Source organism: Streptomyces sp. CB02980, from assembly GCF_014451325.2.
In the GTDB taxonomy this organism is placed as follows: Bacteria; Actinomycetota; Actinomycetes; order Streptomycetales; family Streptomycetaceae; genus Streptomyces.
The window spans coordinates 318805-342117 of record NZ_JACSCH020000003.1 but is presented as its reverse complement, the minus strand read 5'-3'; the positions used below and the strand labels follow the sequence as shown (position 1 = coordinate 342117).

Below are 23313 nucleotides of genomic sequence, written 5' to 3'. Positions count from 1 at the left end.
CGGGGGCTGACTCATGTCTGGTGGCATATGCCGGTCAGGGTGAGCGTGTTGCAGCTAACCCATCCCGAATCCAGCCGAGTTGGTGTCTTTCACTCGCATGAGTGAGTCTGCGCCCCGGGGCGGGAAAGGATGGGGTTTGGTGAGGTTTCTTTCTCTCTCGTCGTTCCTTGGAAGGACCGCCCGTCCCACCGGAGCCCACTTTCCTGGAACCCGGTGGGTCGCGTCGTTTCCGCAGGTCAGGGATTCGGGAGATCGAGTTCAGCCCATACGGTCTTCCTCGGTACGGGACCGGGCTCGACGCCCCACCGGTCGGCCAGCGCCTCGACCAGGAGCAGCCCGCGCCCGGAGTCGCTCTCGGGAGAGGGCGGTTGGATGCGTGGGAGGCGCTCGCTCCGGGTGTCGGTGACCTCGATCCGCAGGACGCCCTCGTGACCGAGGAGCCCGAGCCGGAAGCTGCGGCCGGCGATCCGGCCGTGCGTGGCGGCGTTGGCGGCGAGTTCGGCGACGACCTGGGTGGCGGCCTCCGTCACGCCGTACGGCACCTCGTGATCCCGCATCCACTCGACGGCGAGCAGCCGGGCGAGCCGGGCCCCGCGTGGCGTGGGCGACAGGAGGACCGTGAAGTGGCGTGCGAGCGAAAGGACTTGGGTGGTGTTCTGCTGATTCACCTCACCGAGCGTGGCTGTCGCCGCCTACCGTGAACAGTGACGAACCCGATGCGTAGGGTGACTGTCCGGAGCTTGTCCACTGCTGTCCGGGCTGTCCGGAGCCCTCCCGGGGGGGGTGTCGCGCCACGAAGGGGCGAGGGAAGGGTGCGGGTATGTCGGTGGACGGTGGGGCGCAGCGGCTCAAGACCGAGGCGGACGAGCCGGGGTGGGAGGTCGATCCCGACGATGACTGGGGTGTGGCCGTAGTCGCCACTGTGGGACGGCAGTTGAGGCTGCGGAGGGAGGCGGTGGGGATGCGGGCCGCCGAGCTCGGGACGGCCACCGGCTACGGCGAGGACCTCATCTACAAGATCGAGAGCGGGAAACGGATCCCGCGACCTGAGTTCCTGGACAGGGCGGACGAGGTGTTGGGGGCGGGCGGGTTGCTCTCGGCGATGAAGGAGGACGTGGCGAAGGTCCGGTACCCGAAGAAGGTGCGGGCCTTGGCGAAGATGGAGGCGAGGGCGGTCGAGATCCAGCTCTACGACCCGCTCAACATCCACGGCCTCTTGCAGACACCGGAGTATGCGCGCGGGCTGCTGTTGATGCGGCGGCCGGCGTACACGCAGGACGAGGTGGAGCGGATGGCGGCCGGTCGTGTGGCACGGCAGAGCATCTTCCAGCGGGATCCCGCCCCTGAGCTCAGCTTCGTCCTGGAGGAGTGGACGCTTCGTCGTCCGCTGGGCGGGCGGGTCCTGCTGCGAGCTCAGCTGGAGCGCCTGTTGGAGGTCGGGCGGATGCGGAACGTCGAGCTTCAGGTCATGCCGATGAACCGGGAGGAACACGCCGGAGTGGATGGCGGGATCGAGGTGCTGAAGTTCGATGACGGATCGGTGGTCGGGCGTTCGCCGGTAGTGGCCAACGGTCGGCCGGTGACCGAGCGGAAACAGCTCCATATCCTGGAGTTGCGGTATGGCATCATCCGGGCTCAGGCTCTCACTCCCCGTGAGTCGTCGGCCCTCATCGAGCAACTGCTGGGAGAGACATGATCCGCAACACCTCGGCCGGGGAAGCCTCCGAACTGGCGTGGTTCAAGAGCAGCTACAGCAGCGGCAGCGAAGGTGACTCCTGCATCGAGGTCGCCACCACCCCCGCCACCGTCCACGTCCGCGACTCCAAGAACCTCTCCGGTCCCCAGCTCGCGCTGACGCCGGCCGCCTGGGCGGGGTTCGTCACGTACGCGTCCAGCTGAGCCTTCACTGCGCCCTGCCTCGCGGCGACACGCCCAAATCGTGAATGGTGCAGTGCTAGTTGATCACCTTCAGTAGCGTGCCGCCGGCGGTCTGAGTCATCCCGTCATCTCGACCGGATACCGCATTGCAGGAAGGCAGTCATGCGCATAGCCCGAAGGTCCCTCTACCGACCCCTCTTGGCACTGCTCGCCGCCGTGGGGTTCACCGCTCTGACCCCGCTCACCCCGGCGTCGGCAAATGAGAGCGCCCCCTTCGAGATGAGGAACCAGGGCAGCAACATGTGCCTGGACGTGCCTGGCGGCACGGGTGTGTGGGGTACTCAGCTCGTCCAGTGGCCCTGTAACGGCGGGGACAACCAGAAGTTCACCTTCTTCTACATCGACAACATCCCCGTGCTGCGCAACAAGGCCACCGGGCTGTGTGTCGACGTTCCGGGTGGGTCCGGCGCCAACGGCACCGCCGTCGTCCAGTGGGGTTGCAACGCCGGCGACAACCAGCGCTGGTTCCTGTCCGGCCCGCTGAATTCCGTCTACCACAACACGGCCAGCAGGAAGTGCCTGGAGGTGGCGGACTGGCGCACGGACGCGGGTGCCCCCGTCCGTCAGTGGGACTGCCACAGTGGCGCCAGCCAGCAGTGGGTGAGCTGACCGAAGAGGCCGAAGGGGCGGTGGGGAGAGGCGGATGCCTCTCCCCACCGCCCCGTCCGTTCGTCCGTACACAGGAACCCACAGCCCGCTCTCACGTTCCTGACAGACCTGCTTCCTAGGGTCCTCGCCCATGAGCGAAAACCAGAAGCACAGGCGGGACATGACCCGGCGGCGGGCACTCGTCGCCGGTGGTGGGGTCGTGGTCGCGGCGGGGATCGGCGCCGGGGTCGTCTCCACCGCCTCGGCGGACGGAGCGGTCGGGAAGAAGCCTACGGCGAAGCCCACGGCGGGTGAGGCCTGTTACCGGCTGACCTCCGAGACGACCGAAGGGCCGTACTACATCGACGCGGACAAGATCCGCAGGGACATCACGGAGGACCGGGAGGGCATCCCGATGACCGTGCGGCTCAAGGTGATCGACTCCGACACCTGCAAGCCGCTGCGGGGCGCCGCCGTCGACATCTGGCACTGCGACGCGCTCGGTATCTACTCCGGGTACGAGAGCCTCAGCTCGGGTGGTGGAGGCGGTGCCCCCGGGGGCGGTACGCCTCCGACCGGTACGCCGCCCACGGACGCCCCGACCGGCACCCCGCCCACCGGTACGCCCCCGACAGGCGGACCGGGTGGCGGTGGCGGTGGCGGTCACGAGGAGCCCACCGACGACAAGCGGTACCTGCGGGGTACGCAGCTCACCGACAAGCACGGGTACGTGGAGTTCCGGACGGTCTTCCCCGGCTGGTACCGGGGGCGTTGCGTGCACGTCCACGCCAAGGTGCACGTGGGCGGGAGGATGACGTCCTCCGGCTACGAGGGCGGGCACACCTGCCACACCGGACAGCTCTTCTTCGCGGAGAGCGCGGTCCTCGACTCGGCGAAGGTCGCCCCGTACTCCACCAGCACCACGGAGCGCACGACCCTCGACGACGACACCATCTACCCCGGCAACGGGGCCGAGGGCGGCCTGCTCACCCTCAAGTACCCGAAGGGGAAGATCGCCAAGGGGGTCGTCGCCACGCTGACCATGGGCGTCGACCCGGACGAGACCCACACGGGGACCTCCGCCTAACGGAGGCCGTCCAGGAACAGGGCAGCGGCCAGCAGATGGCCGCTGCCCCGGGGGTGGAGACCGCGTTCCCGCAGACGCCGGTCGAAAGCGTCGAGGGGTACGCGGCCCGCGAGGACCTCCCGGGCGCCGTCCTGGACCTCCCGCAGGGCGTGCGGGCCCGCCGCGTGGAGCGGGCCGGTGTCCTGAAGCGTGGTCATCACCGTGAGCAGGGCGTTCAGGCGGGCCTCGGGCTCCGGCGCCCCACCGTCCCGGGCGGCACGCAGGGCCGCCGAGGCCCGCCGTACGTGCGGGAACCCGGCCCGCGCCTCGCCCTTCGCGCCGGCGGCGCCGTACCGGACGGAGACGGCCGAGCCGGGGGAGGGGCGGCGGGGTGCCCGCGCGTCGGGGTGCGCGGCGATCCGCCCGGCGAGCCCGGTGATGTCCTCCACGGTCCCGCCCGGCGCGAGCGCCGCCCCCGCGACCAGCAGCCCCAGCGGCCACACGGCCCCGTGGTGCAGGGTCGCACCGCCGTCCGCCCGCGCCATGTCCCGCTCCGTGGCCCGCCCGATCGCCCCGAGCTCGACCCGCAGCTCCCGCGAAGGCTCCCCGGTCCGCCGTGCCGCCCCCGCCATCGCGGCGAGCCCCGGCTCCAGCGCCCGCGCGGACCACCGCAGCCCCGGCAGATCCGCCTCCCGCGCATCCGGAAGCCCCGGCTTGGGCGTCAACTCCACCCCCGCCAGGAGCCCTTCCACCGCAGCCCGGGCCAGCACCTCGTCCTCACGCGTCACGACCATGCCGCGCACGCTAGGCACCGGACCTGGGCGTTTCCTCGCGCGGGCCTGTGCGTCGGCTGTGTCACCCACAGGGGTGAAGGCTGAGGATTCTTGGATCCCAGGCCGCCGGCATATGTCAATGTGCCCGCCATGGCGACAGCGACGAACCCGGTCACGCGGGCCGGCGAACACGTACCGTGGAGGGCACCACCGATCCAGGAGGACGCCGCCGTGGATGCAGTCGAGCAGCGGACACGTGCCATGACGCAGGAGCAGTTCGAGGAGCTCGCGCGTGTGGGCGACCGGTTGAGCGATGCACTGCGACTGGAGTTCATCGACGGGAAGATCGGGGAGAAGGCTTTGCCTGACGGCGACCACGGACGCATCATCCAGTGGCTGACCCGCCTGTGCATCCAGGCCGACGCGGGCTGGTGGCTGCACGTGGACCAAGGGCTACGGATCGGGTCCTACCGCAAGGGGAACGCTCGCCCCGACGGCTGCCTCGCGCCCAGCGACGCCTTCGTCGGCCAGGGCGAGTGGGCGAGCGCCGAAGGTGTGCTGATGGCGGTCGAGGTCACCTCGCACGACTCCGACACCGACCGACGTGACCGCGTCGAGAAGCCGCGCGCCTATGCCGAGACCGGCATCCCCGTCTATCTGTTGATCGACCGTGTGACGGGCGAGGTGAAGGTGCACTCCCAGCCCGGCGACGGTCGCTACGACATGATCGTGACGACGACCTTCGGAAAGACGGTCACGCTGCCGGAGCCGGTCGGCATGGAGCTCGACACCGAGCCGCTCAAGGACTGGGTGCACTGACCCCCGAAGATTTCTCGCGCGGGCTGTCACACATCCCGTCCGGGCTCCGTCAGTGCTGTGTCCGGCTCGGTCGAGGCGGACACGGGAGAGGCTGAAGGAGCCGTCGCGATGTTCACCGAGATGTCCACCACCGCCGTCGTCGTCACCGCCGTCGCCGCCTTCATGGCCGGGTTCTCCGCCGCGGCGATCTTCTTCAGGGCCGCGTTCGTCGTCGAGCCCCTCGCCCAGTACGGCGTACCGCAGTCGTGGTGGAACCGGCTCGGGGCCGCCAAGGCCGCCGGGGCCGCCGGGCTGATCGTCGGGTTCTTCGTGCCGGTCATCGGGACCCTCGCCGCGATCGGGCTGGTCCTGTACTTCGCGGGTGCCGTGATCACGATCGTCCGCGCCCGCTCGTACGGGCACGTGCCCTTCCCGCTCGTCTACATGGCCCCCGCCGTCGCCGCCCTCGCTCTGACCTGGTGACGAGCAGCGTGTACGGCGAAGGCCGCCGCCCCTGCGTGCAGGGACGGCGGCCTTCTTCGTACGACAGAGACGTCAGACGACGTCAGTCCTTCTTCGGGTCCTCCAGGCGGGGGAACAGCACCGCGCCCTTCGTCACCGTCGTGCCCGCGGGGAGCTGCCCCCACGTGCCGGAGGACTGGACCGGCTGTGCCGCCAGGGCGCCCAGGGACGCCTCGGCGCCCAGCGACTCCCACAGGGCCTGCGAGGTCTCCGGCATGATCGGGTTCAGCAGGACGGCGACGGCGCGGAGGGACTCGGCGGCCGTGTAGAGGATCGTCGCCAGGCGGGCCCGGCCCTCCTCGGACTCGTCCTTCGCGACCTTCCACGGCTCCTGCTCCGTGATGTAGCCGTTGACCTGCTTCACGAAGTCGAAGATCGCCAGGATGCCGGCCTGGAAGTCCAGCTCCTCGCCGATCTTCGCGTCGGCCGTCGCGACGGCCTTGGCGAGGCCCTCGTGGATCGCCTTCTCCGCGTCGCCGTCGGCCGTCGAGGCCGGCAGCGCGCCGTCGAAGTACTTGCCGACCATGGCCGCGACGCGCGAGGCGAGGTTGCCGTAGTCGTTGGCCAGCTCGGACGTGTAGCGGGCGGAGAAGTCCTCCCACGAGAACGAGCCGTCCTGGCCGAACGCGATCGCCCGCAGGAAGTACCAGCGGTACGCGTCCACGCCGAAGTGCGAGGTCAGGTCCTGCGGCTTGATGCCGGTCAGGTTCGACTTCGACATCTTCTCGCCGCCGACCATCAGCCAGCCGTTGGCCGCCACCCGGCCCGGGACCGGCAGGCCCTGCGCCATCAGCATCGCCGGCCAGATCACCGCGTGGAAGCGCAGGATGTCCTTGCCGATGAGGTGGACGTTCGCCGGGAAGGTCTCGTCGAACTTCTCCGGGTTCTCGTTGTAGCCGACGGCCGTCGCGTAGTTGAGCAGCGCGTCGATCCACACGTAGATGACGTGCTTCTCGTCCCACGGCACCGGGACGCCCCAGTCGAACGTCGAGCGCGAGATGGAGAGGTCCTCCAGGCCCTGCTTGACGAAGTTCACGACCTCGTTGCGGGCCGACTCCGGCTGGATGAAGCCCGGGTTCGCCTCGTAGAACTCCAGGAGCTTCGGGCCGTACTCGCTCAGCTTGAAGAAGTAGTTCTCCTCCTTGAGGATCTCCACCGGCTTCTTGTGGACGGCGCACAGCTTGGTGCCGTCCTCGGCCTCGATGAGGTCGCCGGGGAGCTTGTACTCCTCACAGCCCACGCAGTACGGGCCTTCGTACCCGCCCTTGTAGATCTCGTCCTTGTCGTACAGGTCCTGCACGAACTCCTGCACGCGGTCGGTGTGACGCTTCTGCGTGGTGCGGATGAAGTCGTCGTTCGCGATGTTCAGGTGCTCCCAGAGGGGCTTCCACGCCTCCTCGACGAGCTTGTCGCACCAGGCCTGGGGCGTGACGTCGTTCGCCTCGGCCGTGCGCATGATCTTCTGACCGTGCTCGTCCGTGCCGGTGAGGAACCACACCTTCTCGCCGCGCTGACGGTGCCAGCGCGTGAGCACGTCGCCTGCGACGGTCGTATAGGCGTGGCCCAGGTGAGGAGCGTCGTTGACGTAGTAAATGGGGGTCGTGACGTAGAACGCCTTCGCCCCCTGCTTCTCGGATCCAGTGGCCGCCATGGTCGAAATCCTAACGGTCGTACGAAGATCCACTCACATCGATAAACCCGGGGGCCGGCGGCGGGGGCCGGGTGGGGAGGATGGGGGCATGCGTGTACTGGTAGCCGAGGACGAACGACCCCTCGCCGAGCTCGTCGCCACCGGACTGCGGCGCGCGGGCTTCGCCGTCGACACCGTCCACAGCGGCGACGCCGCCCTCGACCACCTCGGGCTCCACCCGTACGACGTCCTCGTCCTCGACCGCGACCTGCCGCGCGTCCACGGCGACGACGTCGCCCGCCGCCTCGTCGCCGAGGGCTCCCCGACCCGCATCCTCATGCTCACCGCCGCCACCGCCACCGAGGACCGCGTCACCGGCCTCGACCTGGGCGCCGACGACTACCTCGGCAAGCCTTTCGAGTTCCCCGAGCTGGTCTCCCGGGTCCGCGCCCTGCGGCGCCGCACCGCCCGCGCGCCCCTGCCTCCGCTCCTGGAGCGGTACGGGCTCCGCATGGACACCGTCCGGCGGACCGCCACCCGCGACGGGCGGGACCTCGACCTCTCCCCCAAGGAGTTCTCCGTCCTCCAGATCCTCCTGGAGGCCGACGGGGCGGCCGTCTCCGCCGAGGAGCTCCTCGACCGCGCCTGGGACGCCCACGCCGACCCCTTCACCGGCGCCGTACGCGTCTGCATGAGCAAGCTGCGCGCGAAGCTGGGCGAGCCGGCGCTGATCAGGACGGTGCAGGGCGTGGGGTACCAGCTGTGAGGCCGGGCGGTGACGGATACCTGGGGTCCGGCTCCACCATCCGGACACGGATCGCGCTCGTGTACGGGGGTGCCTTCCTGGTCCTCGGGACGGTGCTGCTGCTCGTCGTGAACCTGCTCGTCCTCGCCGGGACGGACGACGAGACCGACGCGATCGTCGCTCGCGCCAACGGCGTCGCCGACGGTGCCGCGAACGGGGTCGCGAACGGGGTCGCCGTCGTCGAGGCGTACGAGCTGGGCGACGACATCAGCCGCGCCGCCGGCGAGCAGATGCTCATGTGGTCGGGCCTCGCCCTGCTCGTCATGGCCTGCTGCGCCGTCGTCGTGGGGTGGTGGACCGCCGGTCGCGTGCTCCGGCCCGTGCACGAGATGACCGCCCGCGCCGCCCGCCTCTCCGAACGCAACTTGCACGACCGGATCGCCGTCACCGGACCCGACGACGAGCTCAAGGAACTCGGCGACACGATCGACGCGCTGCTCGGCCGCCTGGAGACCGCCTTCGACAGCCAGCGCCGGTTCATCGCCAACGCCTCCCACGAACTCCGCACCCCCCTCGCCACCCAGCGCGCCGCGATTCAGGTGGGTCTGGACGACAGCTGCGACGTGCGACAGGTCCTCCTCGACAGCAACCGTCGAAGCGAACGCCTCATCGACGGTCTGCTGCTGCTCGCCCGCAGCGAGCGGGGGCTCGCCGAACGCGAGGACGTGCGGCTCGGGGAGCTCGCCGAGGAGGAGTGGGCGGACGCGTACGTGGTGGCCGACGGCGGCGTCGTACGGGGCAGCCGGGTGCTGCTCGGGCAGCTCGTACGGAACCTCGTCGCGAACGCGGTCGCCTACAACGTGCCGGACGGCACGGTCGGCGTACGGGCCGAGGACGGCGTGCTCACGGTGACCAACACGGGACCCGTCGTCCCGCCCGACGAGGTGGCCGGGCTCTTCGAACCCTTCCGGCGCGGCGAGGGGCGGGACCGGATGGGGCCGGGCGCGGGGCTCGGCCTCTCCATCGTGCGGTCGATCGCGGAGGCGCACGGGGGGCGGGTGCGGGCGGTGGCCCGGGGCGCGGGGGAGGGCGGCGGCCTGGTGGTGACGGTGACCCTGCCGGACACCGCCGCCTCCGCCCTTTCCCCCGCCGTCCCCTTCGCTCCCTGAACGGCCCCTACTGCCGACGGGCGTGCAGCACGTGGGCCTCCAGGGGCAGCGGACTGTGGCCGACGAGGGCGAGTCCGGCGTCGGCGAGCAGCCCGGCGTACGCGGCGGCCGTGCGCTCCCGCCCTCCCGTGTTGCACATCATGTGGAGGTCCCAGGCCGTCGCCAGCGAGGGCGTGGGGTCCACGGGCAGGAGGCGCTCCACGATCAGCAGGTCGGCCTCCGGCGGCATCGCGGCCGCGCAGTGGCGCAGGATCGCCCGGCACCGCTCGTCGTCCCAGTCGTGCAGGACCCTGGAGAGGACGTACACGTCCCCGTCCGGCGGCACGTCCGCGAAGTCGCCGGTCAGGAAGGCGCACCGCTCCGCGACGGTGCCGAGCCGGGCCCGGGCCGCGTCGACCACGTGGGCGCGTTCGAGGAGGACCCCGCGCAGGGCGGGGTGGGCGGTGAGGAGACGCCCGAGGAGTTCCCCGGTGCCGCCGGCGATGTCCACGACGGTGCGGCCGCCGGCGGCGGCCGCCGTGACGACCGGGTGCTGCGGCAGCGGGTCGAACATCGGGGCGCTCGCCGTCATGGACCGGTCGAACCGGGCGGCAAGCTCGGGATCGCGCGCGAAGTGGTCGAAGTGGTTCTCGCCGTACAGGTCCTCGAACCCCGGCTCCCCCGTCCGCACGGTGTGCGCGAGCCGGGCGAAGGACCCGTAGAACGGCCCCCCGTACATCAGCGCCAGCGCCCGCACCGACCCCTCGGCGTCCTCGCGCAGCAGCAGCCCCGCCTCCGTCAGCCGGAACGTGCCCCGCGCGCCGGGTTCCTCGGCCACCACACCCACCATGGCGAGGTACCGGAGCAGGGTCGCCAGGTTCTCCGGCCGGGCCCCCACCACCGGTGCCAGCGCCTCGGCTCCGCGCGCGGTGCACGGGCTCATCGCCTCCGGCAGCCGCAGCTCCGCGCACGCCGCCAGCGCCTGCGTCGTCCAGGCGCCGGTCAGCAGGCGAAGGAGCGTTTCCGCCGGATGCGCGGCCCGCCGCCCGGCGAGGTGCTCGGCCAGGACGTCCCGGTGGTCACCGCGCGCGTACAGCTCGACCCGCCGGTAGGGCGTCTTCGTCTCGTCGGGCGCGGCGAAGTAGAAGACGGTCCCGTCCTCGTGCGGGTTGTAGCCGCCGCCGTCCGGCGCTGCGCCGTGCCGCAGGAAGCCCGCCCGCAGCCCGCGCAGCACCAGGGGGTCCGGCCGCTCGACGTCGAAGGCCAGATGCGCCTCCCGGTCGGCGACCCGCTCCTCGGCGGCGACCGCCGCCGCCGATCCCGCCGGATCGGTCAGCACGAACACCTCGACCGCACGCCGCTCGCCGCCCGGCCCGTACACCGCCGGCCGGAGGATCCGTACGTCCAGCTCTCCGGCGGCCAGTCCGTGCCGTGCCGCCAGCCGGTCCCGCACCACCACGCTCGGCCGCGCCTCGCCGTCCGGGGACAGTCCGGCGGCGGCCAGCTCCGTCCGGAGGGCCCGTTCGTCGGGCGGGGAGACGAGCAGCGCGGCGTGCGCGAACCGGCACCGCTCGGTCATCGCCCGTAGCTCTGGGCCGTCGAGTCCGGGCAGGACGCGGGCCAACAGGTCGGGCGTCTCCTGATCCCGTACGAAATCGGCGGCAGCGCGCAGACGCTCGACGTCGGCAGCGGCGGTGGCGGCGGCATCGGTGGCGGCTGCGGCTGCGGCGGCGGGTGTCGGGCGGTCGGTGGCCTGGGCCGGGCGGTCGGCGGCCGGGGTGGTGGTCGTCATCGCGGGGGTTCCTTCGGGGAGGGGAAGGGACGGCGGAATTCGGGCAGGGGAGGGCGGAGCCACGGCCCCTGGGGCGGGGACGGGGCTTTCCGTGGCCGTACGGACGGACGGTCAGACGCCGACGTAGTTCTCGGCGAACCAGTCCTGTTGGGTACGGGAGTTCCGCAGCGCCTCCATACGGGCACGCCGCAGCCCCTCCTGGAAGGGGGAGGCGGCGCCGTCGGGGCCGGGCACGCGATGGAGGAGCCGGATCATCCAGTGCGAGAACTCCTGGGCGCGCCAGATGTGTTCGAGGCACCGCGCCGAGTACGCGTCGAGTCCCCCGGAGTCCCCGTGCAGCAGGTCGTCGGCGAGGGCCCGGGCGAGGAGGTCGGCCTCAAGGACGGCGAGGTTGGCCCCCTTCGCGGCGGAGGGGCTGATCAGGCTCGCGGCGTCACCGACGAGGAACAGCGGTCCGTGGCGCAGCGGTTCGAGGACGTCCGACTCGAAGTCGACCACCGTCCGCTGCAGAATGCCTCCCCGCCTCAGCGGCCCGAACTCCTCGGCGCGCATCCGCAGGCCGAGCTCGTCCCACACCCGCTCGTCGGGCCAGTCGTCCGGCACGGTGCCGCGCGGGCACTGGAGGTAGTAGCGGGTGACCTCGGGCGAGCGCGCCATGTGGCCCGCGAATCCCCGGGCGTGCGTGGCGTATCCGACGGCGTCGAGGCTCGGGGGCGCCTCTGCGAGCAGTCCCAGCCATGAGACCCCGTGGTCACGGTGGTGGTGCCGTACCGCGCCGGGCGGCAGCGAGCGGCGCCCCGCGCCGTACCGCCCGTCGCAGGCGGCGACGTACCGCGCCCGCCAGTGCGCGGTACCGCCGTCCGGCGTCCGTACGGCCACCGAGGGGCGCGGCCCGTCGAGGCCGGTCACGTCGACGGCCTCGGTGCCGAAGCGGATCCGCCCGCCGGCCCCGAGGAAGAGCCGGACGAGATCGGTGACCAGGTCGTGCTGCGGATAGACGGTGTGCGGTTCGCCGTTGCCGAGCCGGCTGTAGTCGAGGCGGAACCGCCCGCTCTCGGTGCGGAACTCGCAGACGCCGTGTTCCTGCCCGCGCTTCCGCAGCCCCTCGTCGAGGCCGTACCGGGCCAGTACCCGGGCGGTGTGCGGGACGAGGAAACCGGCCCGCGCCCGCTGCTGCACGTGCTCGCGGCTCGCCCGCTCCAGGACGACACAGTCGACGCCGCTGCGCAGGAGGAGGTTTCCGAGCACCAGCCCGGCGGGGCCCGCGCCGAGGATGACCACGTCGGCGGAATCGGTCATGTCCGGTGCGGATAAAGGATGTTGACTTGCTGTCACGAGAATGGATCTTAGGGGCGGCGAAACTCAGCGGATGCTGAATATCACCCGAATGCCGTACGGGAAGAGAAAAAGGATTCTGCCGGGGGACCCCGCGCGCGGACTGCACGTGCGCGGGCCGGGCCCGGAAGATCCCGGACCCGGCCCGCGCCGTGGAACTCCTTCTCGGAGCCTCAGAACTCCAGACCCGCGAGCAGGCCGGCGTAGAAGGCCGCGTGAGCGGTCTCGGCCGGGGCGGTGCCCGCGAAGTACGTCCCGGTACGAGGAGTGCCGTCGAGCTTCCGGACGAAGTCGAAGGCCTTGTTGTCCTCCTCGCCCCAGACCACGAACCGCCAGTGCAGCGGACGCTCCGCCGCCTCGGCCAGGGCCTGGGTGGCGGCGGTCTTCGACTCCGGCGCGCCGTCCGTCTGGAAGACGACCAGGGCGGTGCGGGTCGGGTCGGCCTTCTCGTGGTGGGCGAGGACCTCTTCCACGGCGCGGTGGTAGTTGGTCCGGCCCAGGCGACCGAGGGTGGAGTTGACCTCGTCGATACGGGTCGGCGTGAGGTCGGCCGGGGTCAGCTCGACCGTCCCGTCGATGTCCGTCGAGAAGAACACGGTCGTGACGGTGGCGTCCTCGTCGAGGTGCGCCGCGAGCGCGGTCACCTGCTCGGCGAGCCGCTGCACGGACCCGTCCTTGAAGTACCCGCGCATCGACCCGGACCGGTCGACCACGAGGTACACGGCGGCCCGGGCCCCGGTGAGCCCCTGCGCCTTCAGCTGCGCGGCGGCGGCGGCGTAGGCGTCCGCCAGGTGCGGCGGGAGGCTGTCGCCGGAGGCCGGGACGGCGACGGTCGCCTCCGGCTCGGTGACGGTGGCTACGGGCTCCGCCTCGGCCGCGGCGGCGACGAACTCCGGCTCCGGGGCGGGCGCCTCGGCGACGACGGGCTCGGGCGCGACCTGGGGCTCGGCGTCGGGCTCGGGCTCGACGGAGGCGGCGGGCTCGTCGGCCTGCGGCTCCGCCGCGACGGCCTCGGGCTCGGCCGGCTCTGCCTGCGGCTCCTCGGCGGCCTCCGCCGCCGGGGTCGTGTCGTCGGCGACGACAGCGGCCTCGGGCTCCGCGTCCTGCTCCGCCGGGGCGGGTTCGGCCTCCGCCGCGGGAACGTCCGCGACGACGTCGGTCGCCTCGGCGACGGGGGCCGCCTCCGGCTCCTCCGCCGTGTCGGCGGTCGCGGCCGGCTCGGCCGTCGCGCTCGCCTCGGCCTCGGCGGTGTCTGCGGTCGCCTCGGGCTCGACGGCGGCGGCGGTCGCTTCCGCCTCCGCCTCGGGCTCGACGGCGGCGGCGGTCGCTTCCGCCTCCGCCTCGGGCTCGGCGGCGGCGGCGGTCGCTTCCGCCTCCGCCTCGGGCTCGGCGGCGTCGGCCTCGGGCTCGGCAGCCGCGCTCGCCTCGGCCTCGGCCTCGACGGCGGTCACCTCCGCCTCGGCCGTGTCGGCGCTCGCCTCGGCCTCGGGCTCGACGGCGGCGCTCGCCCCCGCCTCCGCCTCGGGCTCGGCGGCGGTCGCCTCCGGCTCCACCTCGTCGGCCCCGGCCTCGGCCTGCACCTCGGTCGACTCCTCGGCCACCGGCGCCTCCACCGACTCCACGGCCTGCGGCTCGGCCGCCTCCGTGGACGCGGTCTCCGCCTCGGGCTCGGCGTCGGCCGCCGCCTCCGGCTCCGCCGGGGCGTCCGCGGTCGCGGCGGCGTCCGTCGACTCGACGTCCGCCGTGTCCGCCTCGACCGGCGCTGTCTCCGCGGCGGCCGCAGGCGCCTCAGCCTCCGCCGTCACCTCCACCTCGGCGGCAGGCGTCTCCGCAGCGGCAGCAGCAGGCGTCTCCACCTCAGCAGCAGGCTTCTCCGGCTCGGCCACCGGCTTCTCCGGCGCGGCCGACGGCGTCTTCGCTCGGGCCCGCGGGATCTGCGGGTTGTCGAACGACGCCGCCACGAGGTCGTCCGCCGCCTGGCGCGCCACCGCCTCCGAGGTGTCCGAGGACCCGGACCCGGACGACGCCGTGGCCCTGGCCGCAGTCGTCGGCGTAGCGGCCGAAGACACGGCCGCAACCGTCTTCTCGGCCGTCACCGTCTCCGAAGGCGAAGCCGTCGCCGTCGACGTGGTCTCACGCGTCTGGGGCGGGACGACGGAGGTTGCCGGGGATTCCTCGCGGTCTCGGCCGAACACCTTGCGCAGCATGCTCCGAATACCCATGGGCGAACCCTTTCGCATGAGTGGGGTGCGTGTGAATGTCCGTACTGGGCGTTTCGGGACGTTCATCCCTGGCCAGGGCGGACACGTAAGGTTAGCGGCCACCCCTCCCCTCCTCGGCGACCCGGTCGCCCTCGGTTGCCGTGCATTCATTCGTCGTTCACCCCGTCGCCGTCCCTGTGCAGATGTGCGCACATAGCGTCGCGGCCGAAGGCTTACCCGACACCATGTCGGCGCAGTGTGCGCCGGAGGAGGACGAAGTGCGCAAACTGCTGCCGCTGCTGAGCACGAACCCCCACGGAGGCGGACGTTCCGCTCTCACCTGCCGTTACCGGTGTGGTGACGCCTGCTTCCACGAGGTTCCCAACACCAGCGACAACGAGTACGCCGGCGACGTCATAGCCGGTGTTCTCTCCCGTCGTTCGGCCCTCCGCGCCGCCGCCGTCGTGACGGTCGCCTCCGCCGCCGGCGGTGCCATCGCGTTCGGCAACGCGCCCGAGGCCGTCGCCGGCCAGGAGACCTTCGGTCACGGGCACGGTCACGGCCACGGCTCCGGCAAGGTCGACGGCGCCCGCGGTCTCCGCTTCACCCCCGTCGCGCCCAACACCGCCGACAAGGTGACCGTCCCCTCCGGCTACTCGCAGAACGTGGTCATCCGCTGGGGCGAGCCCATTCTCCGTGGCGCCCCGGCCTTCGACTCCGAGAAGCAGACGGCGAAGGCCCAGGCCGGCCAGTTCGGCTACAACAACGACTTCCTCTCCCTGCTGCCGCTGCGCGGGGAGCACGACCGCCAGGTCCTCGTCGCGAACCACGAGTACACCGACGAAGTCCTGATGTTCCGCAACTACGACGCCGCGAACCCGACCCGCGAGCAGGTCGAGATCGCCTGGGCCGCGCACGGCCTCTCGGTCGTCGTCGTCCAGGAGGAGCACCGTACGGGCAAGCTGGCCCCGGTCTCCCGTCACCACCTCAACCGTCGCCTCCACACGACGAGCGAGTTCGAGGTGACCGGCCCCGCCGCCGGCAGCGGCCTGCTGAAGACCTCCGCCGACCCCGAGGGCCGTATCGTCCTCGGCACGCTCAACAACTGCGCCGGCGGCACCACCCCGTGGGGCACCACCCTCCACGGCGAGGAGAACTTCAACCAGTACTTCGCCAACGGCTCCAGCGCCACCGACAAGCGCTACGGCGTCGGCACCGGTGCCACCGAGCGCAAGTGGGAGCGGTTCGACAAGCGCTTCGACCTCAAGCAGGAGCCCAACGAGGTCCACCGCTTCGGCTGGGTCGTCGAGCTCGACCCGTACGACCCCGACTCCACCCCCCGCAAGCGCACCGCGCTCGGCCGCTTCAAGCACGAGGCCGCGCAGCCCCGTCTCACCGCCGACGGCCGTCCGGTCGTCTACATGGGCGACGACGAGCGGTTCGACTACTTCTACAAGTTCGTCTCCAGCAAGCGGATGAAGAAGGGGAACTCGCGGGCCGCCCGCGAGCACAACCTCACCCTGCTCGACGAGGGCACGCTGTACGTCGCCAAGCTGACCGGCGACTCCCCGGCCGCCGAGATCGACGGCACCGGCAAGCACCCCGCCGACGGCGAGTTCGACGGTTCCGGCGTGTGGATCCCGCTCGCCACCGGCGACGTCTCGCACGTCCCCGGCATGACCGCCGAGGAGGTGTACGTCTTCACCCGCCTCGCCGGTGACAAGGTCGGCGCCACCAAGATGGACCGCCCCGAGGACGTCGAGCCGTCCCCGCGCACCGGCCGCGTCTACGTCGCGCTCACCAACAACACCGACCGCGGCAAGGCCGGCAAGGCCGCCGCCGACGAGGCCAACCCGCGCAACCTCAACAAGCACGGGCAGATCCTCGAACTCGCCGAGAACTGGGACGACCCGTCCTCCGACGGCTTCGCCTGGCGCCTCTTCCTGGTCGCCGGTGACCCGAACGACCCGGCCACCTACTTCGCGGGCTACCCCAAGGAGAAGGTCTCCCAGATCTCCTGCCCGGACAACGTGGCCTTCGACCCGCACGGCAACCTGTGGATCTCCACGGACGGTGCCCAGCTCGGCTCGCACGACGGTCTGTTCGGCGTCGCGACGCAGGGCGAGCGTCGCGGTGAGCTGAAGCAGTTCCTGACCGTGCCCAAGGGCGCCGAGACCTGCGGCCCGATCATCCAGGACCGCCGCGTCCTGGTGGCCGTGCAGCACCCGGGCGAGATCGACGGCGCCTCCGTCGAGAACCCGAAGTCGGAGTGGCCCGACGGACCCGGCAAGATCGTCCGCCCGTCGGTCGTCGCCGTGTGGCGCACGGACGGCCGCGACATCGGCGTCTAGCAGCGGGCGCCCAGGGGGTGGAGTGCTCGCTCACTCCACCCCCAGGCCCTCCCTGAACCGGACGAACTGCTCCTCGGGATCCCCCGTGTACGCCCACGGCACCCAGGCCGCCCGTGCGCCGAGCATGCCGAGCAGCTCCCGCGCGATCTCCACCTGGCCCGCGTAACAGGCGGCGTGCACAAGGAAGTTGAGGTCGCCGACCTCCTCGGGCGCCACCGGAGCCGCCGGGTCGCGGCCGCCGATCCACCGCGCGTGCGTGCGCCGCAGCTCCGTCACCGCGAGCTCGTGCTTCCAGTGCTGGTCGAAGCCGCGCACCGGGCCCCGGCCGAGCGCCCCGTCCGCGATGTACCGGTACTCCTCCACCCGGGCCACCTGCACGAGTACCGGCAGCGGGGAGCCGGGCGGTGCCACCCCCGCCGCGTCCCGCGCGAAGTCGTACATACTGCCGTGCGTCCCGTGCCACCGCGCCGACCAGTAGCGCAGCACCTGGATGTGCCCCTCCGTGTTGTACGGGTCGCGGCGACGCAACTCGTCGAACCAGTGGCGCAGTTCGCGGCGCGGCACCCCGCCCTCGTACAGCCTGGCCACCGAGAGCAGCGACACCCACGGCATCGGGTCGGCGGGCGCCGCCTCGGCCGCGCCCCGGCAGGCGTCGACGGCGGCGTCGATCCGGCCCCGCTCGACGGCCGCGCCCCGGCCGGCCGCGATGGCCGCGTCGAAGACCCGCACCACCTCGGTCGCGGCCCGCAGCACGGCCGCGTCGGGGTTGCCCGGCTCGGCGGCCCGCCAGGTCTCCACGGTGGAGCTGCCCGCGGCCGCGTGCGAGAGGAGCCGCAGCCGGTGGGTGCGGCGCGCCCAGTGGTCACCGGTGGCGGCGAGCAGGTCCCGTACGCCCTGCCAGCGGCCGATGACGATGTCGTGGCGCGCCTCGGTCAGGGCGCGGTCCCCGAAGTCCGGGTCGAAGTCGGGCGCGAAGCGCTCCTGACGTGCCGAGCGCGCGGAGCGGCGGCGTACGGCCATCGGGGGCCTCCTTCGGGTTCGGCTGCCGTCAGAAGTGGTGACTCGCTTGTGTTCCCGTGCTCTTGGCTCTGCTCTTGGTGACGGCCGGGATCAGAAATCCGTTGCGTAGCTCTTGTCCCTGGTTCCGCTCCGCGCGCGCGTGGCCGGGCCCGAGCCCTCCGAGGCCGCCATCGCGCGGGCGGCGTCCAGCCGGGCCGGGCGGTAGTAGTCGCTGCCCTTGCGCCAGTACACGACCAGCGGGACGACCCCGAGGAGCAGGCCGCCGAGGCCGATGGTGAGGGCGGTGGTGGAGAGCTCGCCGATCGATTCGACGAAGGTCCAGAGCATGAACGCGGAGCCGAGCAGCGGCCAGACGCCGCCGAGCAGCAGGTTCCGTACGGAGCGGAAGAGGACCGACTTGTAGGCGACGACGGCGGCGATGCCCGCGAGGCCGTAGTAGAACGCGATCTGGAGTCCGATCGCGGAGACGGCGTCGCGGAGGATCTGCTGCACCGAGCCGGCGGCCGCGGCGGCCGCGAACAGCAGCAGGGCGGCCCCGCCGACGGCGACGATCGCGACCCACGGGGTGTTCCAGCGGCGGTGCACGGCGCCGAGCGCGGACGGCAGGGTCCGGTCGCGGCCCATCGCGAAGAGCGAGCGGGTGACCTGGAGGAGGGTGGTCTCCAGGGTGGCGACGGTGGACAGCAGGACGGCGACGACGAGGAGTCTGCCGCCGACCCCGGGCCAGACTTCCTGGCCGATGACGGCCAGGACGTTGGGTCCCGCGGTACGGATCTCCTCCGCGCTCAGCAGCACGTTGACGACGACGGTGACGGCGACGAAGAGGAGGAAGACGAAGCCGACGCCGACGAGCGCGGCGAGTCCCGCGGTGCGGCGGCTGTTCCGGGTCTCCTCGCTGAGGTTGCTGGTGACGTCCCAGCCCCAGTAGTAGAACGCGGCGATCAGCGCGCCGGCGGCGAAGCCCTGCGGCCCGTCGAACTGGCCGAGGCCGAACCAGGACCAGTCGAAGGCGGTGGCCCGCCCGCGGTGCGCCACGGCCGCCAGGATGAAGCCGACCAGGATCAGCATCTCGACCCCGGACATGATCAGCTGGGCGCGCACGGTCAGCCGGGCGCCGCCCAGGACCACGAGCAGCATCATCAGGAACCAGCCGGCGCCGACGGCCGCCGCGAGCGGGGTGCTGTCGGCGAGGTCCTGGTCGATCAGGGCGAGCGTGAGGGAACCGGCGGGCAGCGAGCCGGCCACCATGAAGACGGTGGCGGCGAAGACGAGGGCCCAGCCGGACAGGAAGCCGAGGAACGGGTGGAGGGTGCGGCCCACCCAGGAGTAGCCGGCACCGGCGTTGACGTCGATCCGCCCGAGACGGGCGTACGCGAGGACGATGCCGAACATCGGTATCGCGCAGTACAGCAGGGCGGCGGGCCCCGCGTAGCCGACGGCGCCGAAGAGCACGGCGGTGGTCGCGGCCATCGAATAGGCGGGGGCGCTGCCGGCGACGGCCATCACGATCGTGTCGAAGGTACCGAGGACATTGGGCTGCAGCCCTCTGTTCGTGGTGGTACGCATGGCGGTGTCCTCGGGGCGCGGGGGGTGAGGCAGGACGAAGTGGCCCGTCCGCCGCGCCGGTTGCCGACGGCGGCGGGCGCGGATCACGGTGAGATCGAGCGCATCGTAGTCGCCCGGATGGCTTCGGGTAACGGCGGTGGGGAGGGTTCCGTTCCGTGACCGCCGGTAAGTCCTCCCGTACGCCCTCGGGGGAAGGTTTACCGCAGGTCGGGACCGGCGATGGCGCGGGCCGCGCTGACCTCCTGGCGGAGGGGTGCGAGGACTCCGTTCTCGTCGCCGGGAAGCTCGCTGCGGACCTCGATCAGGGTGTCCGATTCCCGGATTCCCTGGGCGAGTTCGCGCAGCTCCCGCTCGACGGCGGCGACCTCGGCGGGGTCGGGGTCGGGGGCGCCGTGGTCGACCCTGATCCGGGCGGCGGTCGTGGCGTCCACGATCCGTTCGACGGCCACGACGAGCGGCCACCAGGCGGCGGCGCGGGTCCCGGTCGGCGGGGGCTCGGTGAGGGCGCGCTGGAACTCGGAGCGGACGGTGGAGAGATCGCGGTAGAGCTTCCGCCGGGCCCGCAGCCGCCCGTCCTGGTCCTCCGTCCCTCCGAAAGCGCAGGTCACATAGGCGGCGGAGTCGGCGACGGCGTCCGCGAGCCGGTCGCCGATCCGGGAGTGCCAGGACTCGGGCCAGAGGAGATAGCCGGCGATCAGCGCGATGCCGCAGCCGATCAGGGAGTCGTACAGGCGGGGCATGACGAGGTCGAAGCCCTGCTGGTTGAGGGTGTCGGAGAGCAGCAGGATGACCGGGGTGATGGCCGCCGTCTGGAACGCGTACCCCTTCGCGGAGAAGGCCGGGATGAGGGCGGCGAGCACGCACATCACGGGGACGTCCCACCAGCCGCGCGGCACCTCGGCGAGCACGAGGGCGGCGAGGAGGAGCCCGGCGGCGGTGCCGAAGGCGCGGAGCACGGCGCGGGAGAAGACCGAACCGAAGTCGGGCTTCATGACGAAGGTGACGGTGAGCGCGACCCAGTACGAGCGGGGGACGGGGATCAGCGAGACGAGCGCCTGCGCGAGCCCGATGCAGAGGGCGAGGCGGAGCCCGTACCGCCAGGACGCCTCGGAGAACAGGACGGCGCGGGTGGTCCGGCGGACACGGACCCGGAGCGCGGCGGGGCGGCCGAGCCGGTCGTCGACGTTGTAGGCGTCGGGCTCGGCCTTGTGGACGACGGCGGCGGCGTACCGCAGGGCGTGGTCGACGGCCTTCTCGGCGGGCCGCTCAGGGGTCGGCAGATCGAGTGCGGGTGCCCCGGTGCGGCCCTCCTCGACGGCGTCGGCGAGTTCGCGCACGGCCGCGGGGATCGTGGCGGACAGCGGGCCGTGGAGCTGGGCGCGGAGATGGGCGGCGGGGGCGGCCTCGACGAGCGGGATGGCGACGTTCAGCTGGGCGAGCAGCCGGACGAGGGAGGGCGCGCGGCCGTGCTGGCGGGCGCGGCGGGCGAGGACGAGGTCGTAGGACTGGTTGAGGGAGGCGGTGACGGCCTGCCGCTTCTCGTCGTACGCGGGGGTGCCGGTGGCCTCGTACAGCTCGGCGACGGAACGGTAGGTCGCGGCGACGGCGGACCGCTCGGGCGCCGCGCGGCGGAGGGGCCAGCCGAGCAGGGTGAGGAGGAGCACGAACAGCCCGCCGAGGCCGAGCAGCAGGGGCGCCTTCCACCAGGGGTCGGGCATGGGGAGCCCGGCCCCGACGACGGCGTTGAGGAGCAGGAGCAGCCCGGAGACGGAGGCGACGGCGCCGATCGAGGAGATCATCCCGGAGACGAGCGCGACGAGCGTGAGCACGGCGACGGCGACCCACCCGTGTCCGAAGACGAGGGTCCCGAGGGTGACTCCGACGGCGCCGAAGAGCTGCGGCACGGCGATGTTGAGGATCCGCATCCGGTAGGCGTCGGCGGTGTCGCCGATGACCCCGGAGAGCGCACCCATGGACACGAGCGCCCCGTAGGCCGGCTGCCCGACGGCCAGCCCGAGGGCGAGCGGCGCGGACAACGCGACGGCGGCGCGTCCGACGGCGGCCCAGGGGATGGGGGTGGGCGCGGGCTTGAAACCGGCGGTGAGCCAGGCGGGCGGGGCGAGGCGTACGGGCCGAGCGGGGCGTGCCATGCGCCCAACCTACGTCGCTGTCGCCGAGGACCCCCGTCCGCGCGCTGTCCTGCCCGGGGAGCCTCCGCGGGACGGCCGGCCGGTGCGGCGGACCCGTGTCAGATGATGAAGACGTCGAGGGACTGCGTGACGATGTCGATCGGGTTCGCGAACGACCTGATGCTCACCGTGCTGGACGAGGAGTAGACCAGGCCGATCGGAGTCCGGACGAGATCGAAGGTCCACGCGATCGCGCCGGAGTCTCCCTTCTTGCTGAAGGGAAGGGGACCGAAGGTTCCGGTCCCCTCGATGGCGAGGGAGCCTGCGAAGAAGGCGTTCTGCCCTCCCTGGTTGACCCAGTGAGAGGCGCCGATCTCCTTGACGGTTCCCGTCGTCACCTCGGTCGTCCGGCCGCTCTTGAAGACGAGCATCCCCAGGGTGGCCGCCCCTGTCATGGTGCTGATGGGCACTTCTACCGGCCCCAGGACTCCGTTGATCAGGATGTTGGAGTTGACCTGCGCCGGATCCACCCATGCCGTCGCGCAGTCGACGCTGTTGATGACGCCGCCGAACTCGATTCTGGTGAAACGCTCGAGCACCCCGATGAGATGCTGCGGGCAGACGCCCGCGTCGGCGCGGCCGGGCTGGGCGATGCAATTCCCCAGCGCTCCGGCATTGACGTCCGCGATGACGTGGTTGCAGCTGATGGCGAGCGTTCTCAGGTCGCGCGGGAACGATCGGCCCGTGGCCAGGCAGCCCAGCGTGCCGGCGCTCGGCGGGCTGACGGGGCTGCTGATCGACGTGCCACCCGATGCCGGCCTGCGGTGGAGGGTGAACATCTGCGTCGCTATCTCCCCGGTGACCACCGGAACGATCGGAACCCTCGACGACGCCGCGACGCGCACGCCCATCTCCTCGACGATCAGCGCCTCCACGTCGTCGGCGGTTCGCGGCTGGGACAGATAGACGCTCAAGGTGGGTTGCCCCGGCTCGATGACTCTGCTGCGGGGCCCGTATTCGGAGGGTGTGGCCCTGCCGATGCCGACGCCCTGCACGTTGGTCAGTTCGGTCAGATGCTCCGCGGACCGGAGTCCGCCGCGCTGCTCGCCCTGACCGCTGAGGACTCCTTCGAGCGCGGCTCGCGCGTCGACCAGCTCCGTGGGGAACTGATCGGGGTCGAATCCGATGTGATCGGACGTCACCTCGGGCTGGGGGATTTCCACGGCCTCGCCGGACTGCGCGAAATCATCGGGCGGCGGTTCATTGATTCTCGGCACGACAGCCTCCTGGAAGGCTCTGGATCGGGTGCCCCGCTCTCGGCGTTCACTTCACGAGAGGCGATGAATCAAGCGTAGATCCGGGTGAGGGGAGATCGCCACCTGCGGTATCGCCCTCTGCGGTTTCGGCGCACGGGATGCGCCGGACGGTTTCGGCGCGTACCGTACCGCCGCGCATCGTGGGGGACGTCAGTTGCGGTAGGACTCGACCTCGGTGGCGGGGCGGAGGGTCGCCGTGTCCGGGTCCTCGCCGAATTCCGCCTTCGCCCTCCGCTGCCGCAGCAGGTCCCAGCACTGGTCCAGCCGGACCTCCAGTTCCGACAGCCGCGCGAGTTCCTCCGGGAGGAGCCCGCCCGTGCGCTGCCGTAGGGCGCGTTCCTCCTCGACGAGGGCGCCGATGTCGTCCAGGATCTCCTCGTTCTCCATGTCCTCAA

20 protein-coding genes are annotated in these 23313 nt (G+C 72.0%); 9 read left to right on the top strand and 11 right to left on the bottom strand.

Annotated elements, in window-relative coordinates:
• Positions 1-236: 236 nt before the first annotated feature.
• Positions 237-668 (bottom strand): ATP-binding protein, encoded by a 432-nt coding sequence (locus tag E0F75_RS08490; RefSeq protein WP_187621876.1) that lies wholly within the window; start codon positions 666-668, stop codon positions 237-239.
• Positions 669-820: 152 nt separating this feature from the next.
• On the opposite strand from E0F75_RS08490, the gene E0F75_RS08485 reads away from it, so the two are divergent.
• From E0F75_RS08485 to E0F75_RS08470, 4 genes are all read left to right on the top strand, one after another.
• Complete coding sequence (locus E0F75_RS08485) at positions 821-1696, top strand: helix-turn-helix transcriptional regulator (RefSeq protein WP_187621875.1); 876 nt, start codon at positions 821-823, stop codon at positions 1694-1696.
• Entirely contained in the window at positions 1693-1899 is a 207-nt protein-coding gene (locus E0F75_RS08480; protein ID WP_187621874.1) for a DUF397 domain-containing protein, read from the top strand. The genes E0F75_RS08485 and E0F75_RS08480 overlap by 4 nt, the downstream gene beginning before the upstream one ends.
• A gap of 177 nt (positions 1900-2076) precedes the next feature.
• Positions 2077-2547 (top strand): RICIN domain-containing protein, encoded by a 471-nt coding sequence (locus tag E0F75_RS08475; RefSeq protein ID WP_187621873.1) that lies wholly within the window; start codon positions 2077-2079, stop codon positions 2545-2547.
• A 130-nt stretch (positions 2548-2677) separates the two neighbouring features.
• Positions 2678-3613, top strand: a complete 936-nt coding sequence (locus E0F75_RS08470; protein WP_187621872.1) for an intradiol ring-cleavage dioxygenase — start codon at positions 2678-2680, stop codon at positions 3611-3613.
• On the opposite strand, the gene E0F75_RS08465 is transcribed toward E0F75_RS08470, so the two are convergent.
• Complete coding sequence (locus E0F75_RS08465; RefSeq protein ID WP_187621871.1) at positions 3610-4386, bottom strand: triphosphoribosyl-dephospho-CoA synthase; 777 nt, start codon at positions 4384-4386, stop codon at positions 3610-3612. The genes E0F75_RS08470 and E0F75_RS08465 overlap by 4 nt on opposite strands.
• Positions 4387-4626: 240 nt before the next feature.
• Here E0F75_RS08465 and E0F75_RS08460 point away from each other — a divergent pair, with 240 nt between their 5' ends.
• Positions 4627-5184 (top strand): Uma2 family endonuclease, encoded by a 558-nt coding sequence (locus tag E0F75_RS08460; protein WP_187622164.1) that lies wholly within the window; start codon positions 4627-4629, stop codon positions 5182-5184.
• A 108-nt stretch (positions 5185-5292) separates the two neighbouring features.
• Positions 5293-5646: a DoxX family protein gene (locus E0F75_RS08455; protein WP_229312594.1), complete on the top strand. Its 354-nt coding sequence runs from the start codon at positions 5293-5295 to the stop codon at positions 5644-5646.
• A gap of 82 nt (positions 5647-5728) precedes the next feature.
• Here the strand turns inward: E0F75_RS08455 and metG are convergent, their stop codons facing one another.
• Complete coding sequence (gene metG, locus E0F75_RS08450; protein WP_187621870.1) at positions 5729-7336, bottom strand: methionine--tRNA ligase; 1608 nt, start codon at positions 7334-7336, stop codon at positions 5729-5731.
• Positions 7337-7424: 88 nt separating this feature from the next.
• On the opposite strand from metG, the gene E0F75_RS08445 reads away from it, so the two are divergent.
• Both E0F75_RS08445 and E0F75_RS08440 read left to right on the top strand, forming a co-directional pair.
• Positions 7425-8081, top strand: a complete 657-nt coding sequence (locus E0F75_RS08445) for a response regulator transcription factor (protein ID WP_187621869.1) — start codon at positions 7425-7427, stop codon at positions 8079-8081.
• Entirely contained in the window at positions 8078-9229 is a 1152-nt protein-coding gene (locus tag E0F75_RS08440) for an ATP-binding protein (RefSeq protein WP_187621868.1), read from the top strand. The genes E0F75_RS08445 and E0F75_RS08440 overlap by 4 nt, the downstream gene beginning before the upstream one ends.
• A gap of 7 nt (positions 9230-9236) precedes the next feature.
• Here the strand turns inward: E0F75_RS08440 and E0F75_RS08435 are convergent, their stop codons facing one another.
• The 3 genes from E0F75_RS08435 to E0F75_RS08425 all read right to left on the bottom strand — a co-directional run bounded on the left by E0F75_RS08435 (position 9237) and on the right by E0F75_RS08425 (position 14557).
• Positions 9237-11000 (bottom strand): methyltransferase, encoded by a 1764-nt coding sequence (locus tag E0F75_RS08435; RefSeq protein ID WP_187621867.1) that lies wholly within the window; start codon positions 10998-11000, stop codon positions 9237-9239.
• Positions 11001-11111: 111 nt separating this feature from the next.
• A complete protein-coding gene (locus E0F75_RS08430; RefSeq protein ID WP_187621866.1) occupies positions 11112-12299 on the bottom strand; it encodes a 4-hydroxybenzoate 3-monooxygenase in 1188 nt (395 codons plus the stop codon).
• A 209-nt stretch (positions 12300-12508) separates the two neighbouring features.
• Positions 12509-14557: a VWA domain-containing protein gene (locus tag E0F75_RS08425; protein ID WP_229312593.1), complete on the bottom strand. Its 2049-nt coding sequence runs from the start codon at positions 14555-14557 to the stop codon at positions 12509-12511.
• Between the two features lie 257 nt (positions 14558-14814).
• Between E0F75_RS08425 and E0F75_RS08420 the strand changes: the two genes are divergently transcribed.
• On the top strand, positions 14815-16887 hold the full coding sequence (locus E0F75_RS08420) for a PhoX family phosphatase (RefSeq protein WP_187621865.1): 2073 nt from the start codon (positions 14815-14817) through the stop codon (positions 16885-16887).
• 30 nt (positions 16888-16917) lie between these two features.
• Here E0F75_RS08420 and E0F75_RS08415 read toward each other — a convergent pair whose 3' ends face one another.
• The 5 genes from E0F75_RS08415 to E0F75_RS08395 form a co-directional block, all read right to left on the bottom strand.
• Positions 16918-17907: a hypothetical protein gene (locus E0F75_RS08415; RefSeq protein ID WP_073908453.1), complete on the bottom strand. Its 990-nt coding sequence runs from the start codon at positions 17905-17907 to the stop codon at positions 16918-16920.
• 90 nt (positions 17908-17997) lie between these two features.
• Entirely contained in the window at positions 17998-19473 is a 1476-nt protein-coding gene (locus E0F75_RS08410; RefSeq protein WP_187621864.1) for an APC family permease, read from the bottom strand.
• Positions 19474-19670: 197 nt separating this feature from the next.
• The gene (locus E0F75_RS08405; RefSeq protein WP_187621863.1) at positions 19671-21623 is read right to left on the bottom strand and encodes an FUSC family protein; all 1953 of its coding nucleotides are present in this window, start codon (positions 21621-21623) and stop codon (positions 19671-19673) included.
• A 98-nt stretch (positions 21624-21721) separates the two neighbouring features.
• Entirely contained in the window at positions 21722-22879 is a 1158-nt protein-coding gene (locus tag E0F75_RS08400) for a hypothetical protein (protein WP_187621862.1), read from the bottom strand.
• Between the two features lie 189 nt (positions 22880-23068).
• Positions 23069-23305: a DUF2630 family protein gene (locus E0F75_RS08395; protein ID WP_187621861.1), complete on the bottom strand. Its 237-nt coding sequence runs from the start codon at positions 23303-23305 to the stop codon at positions 23069-23071.
• Positions 23306-23313 lie beyond the last annotated feature (8 nt).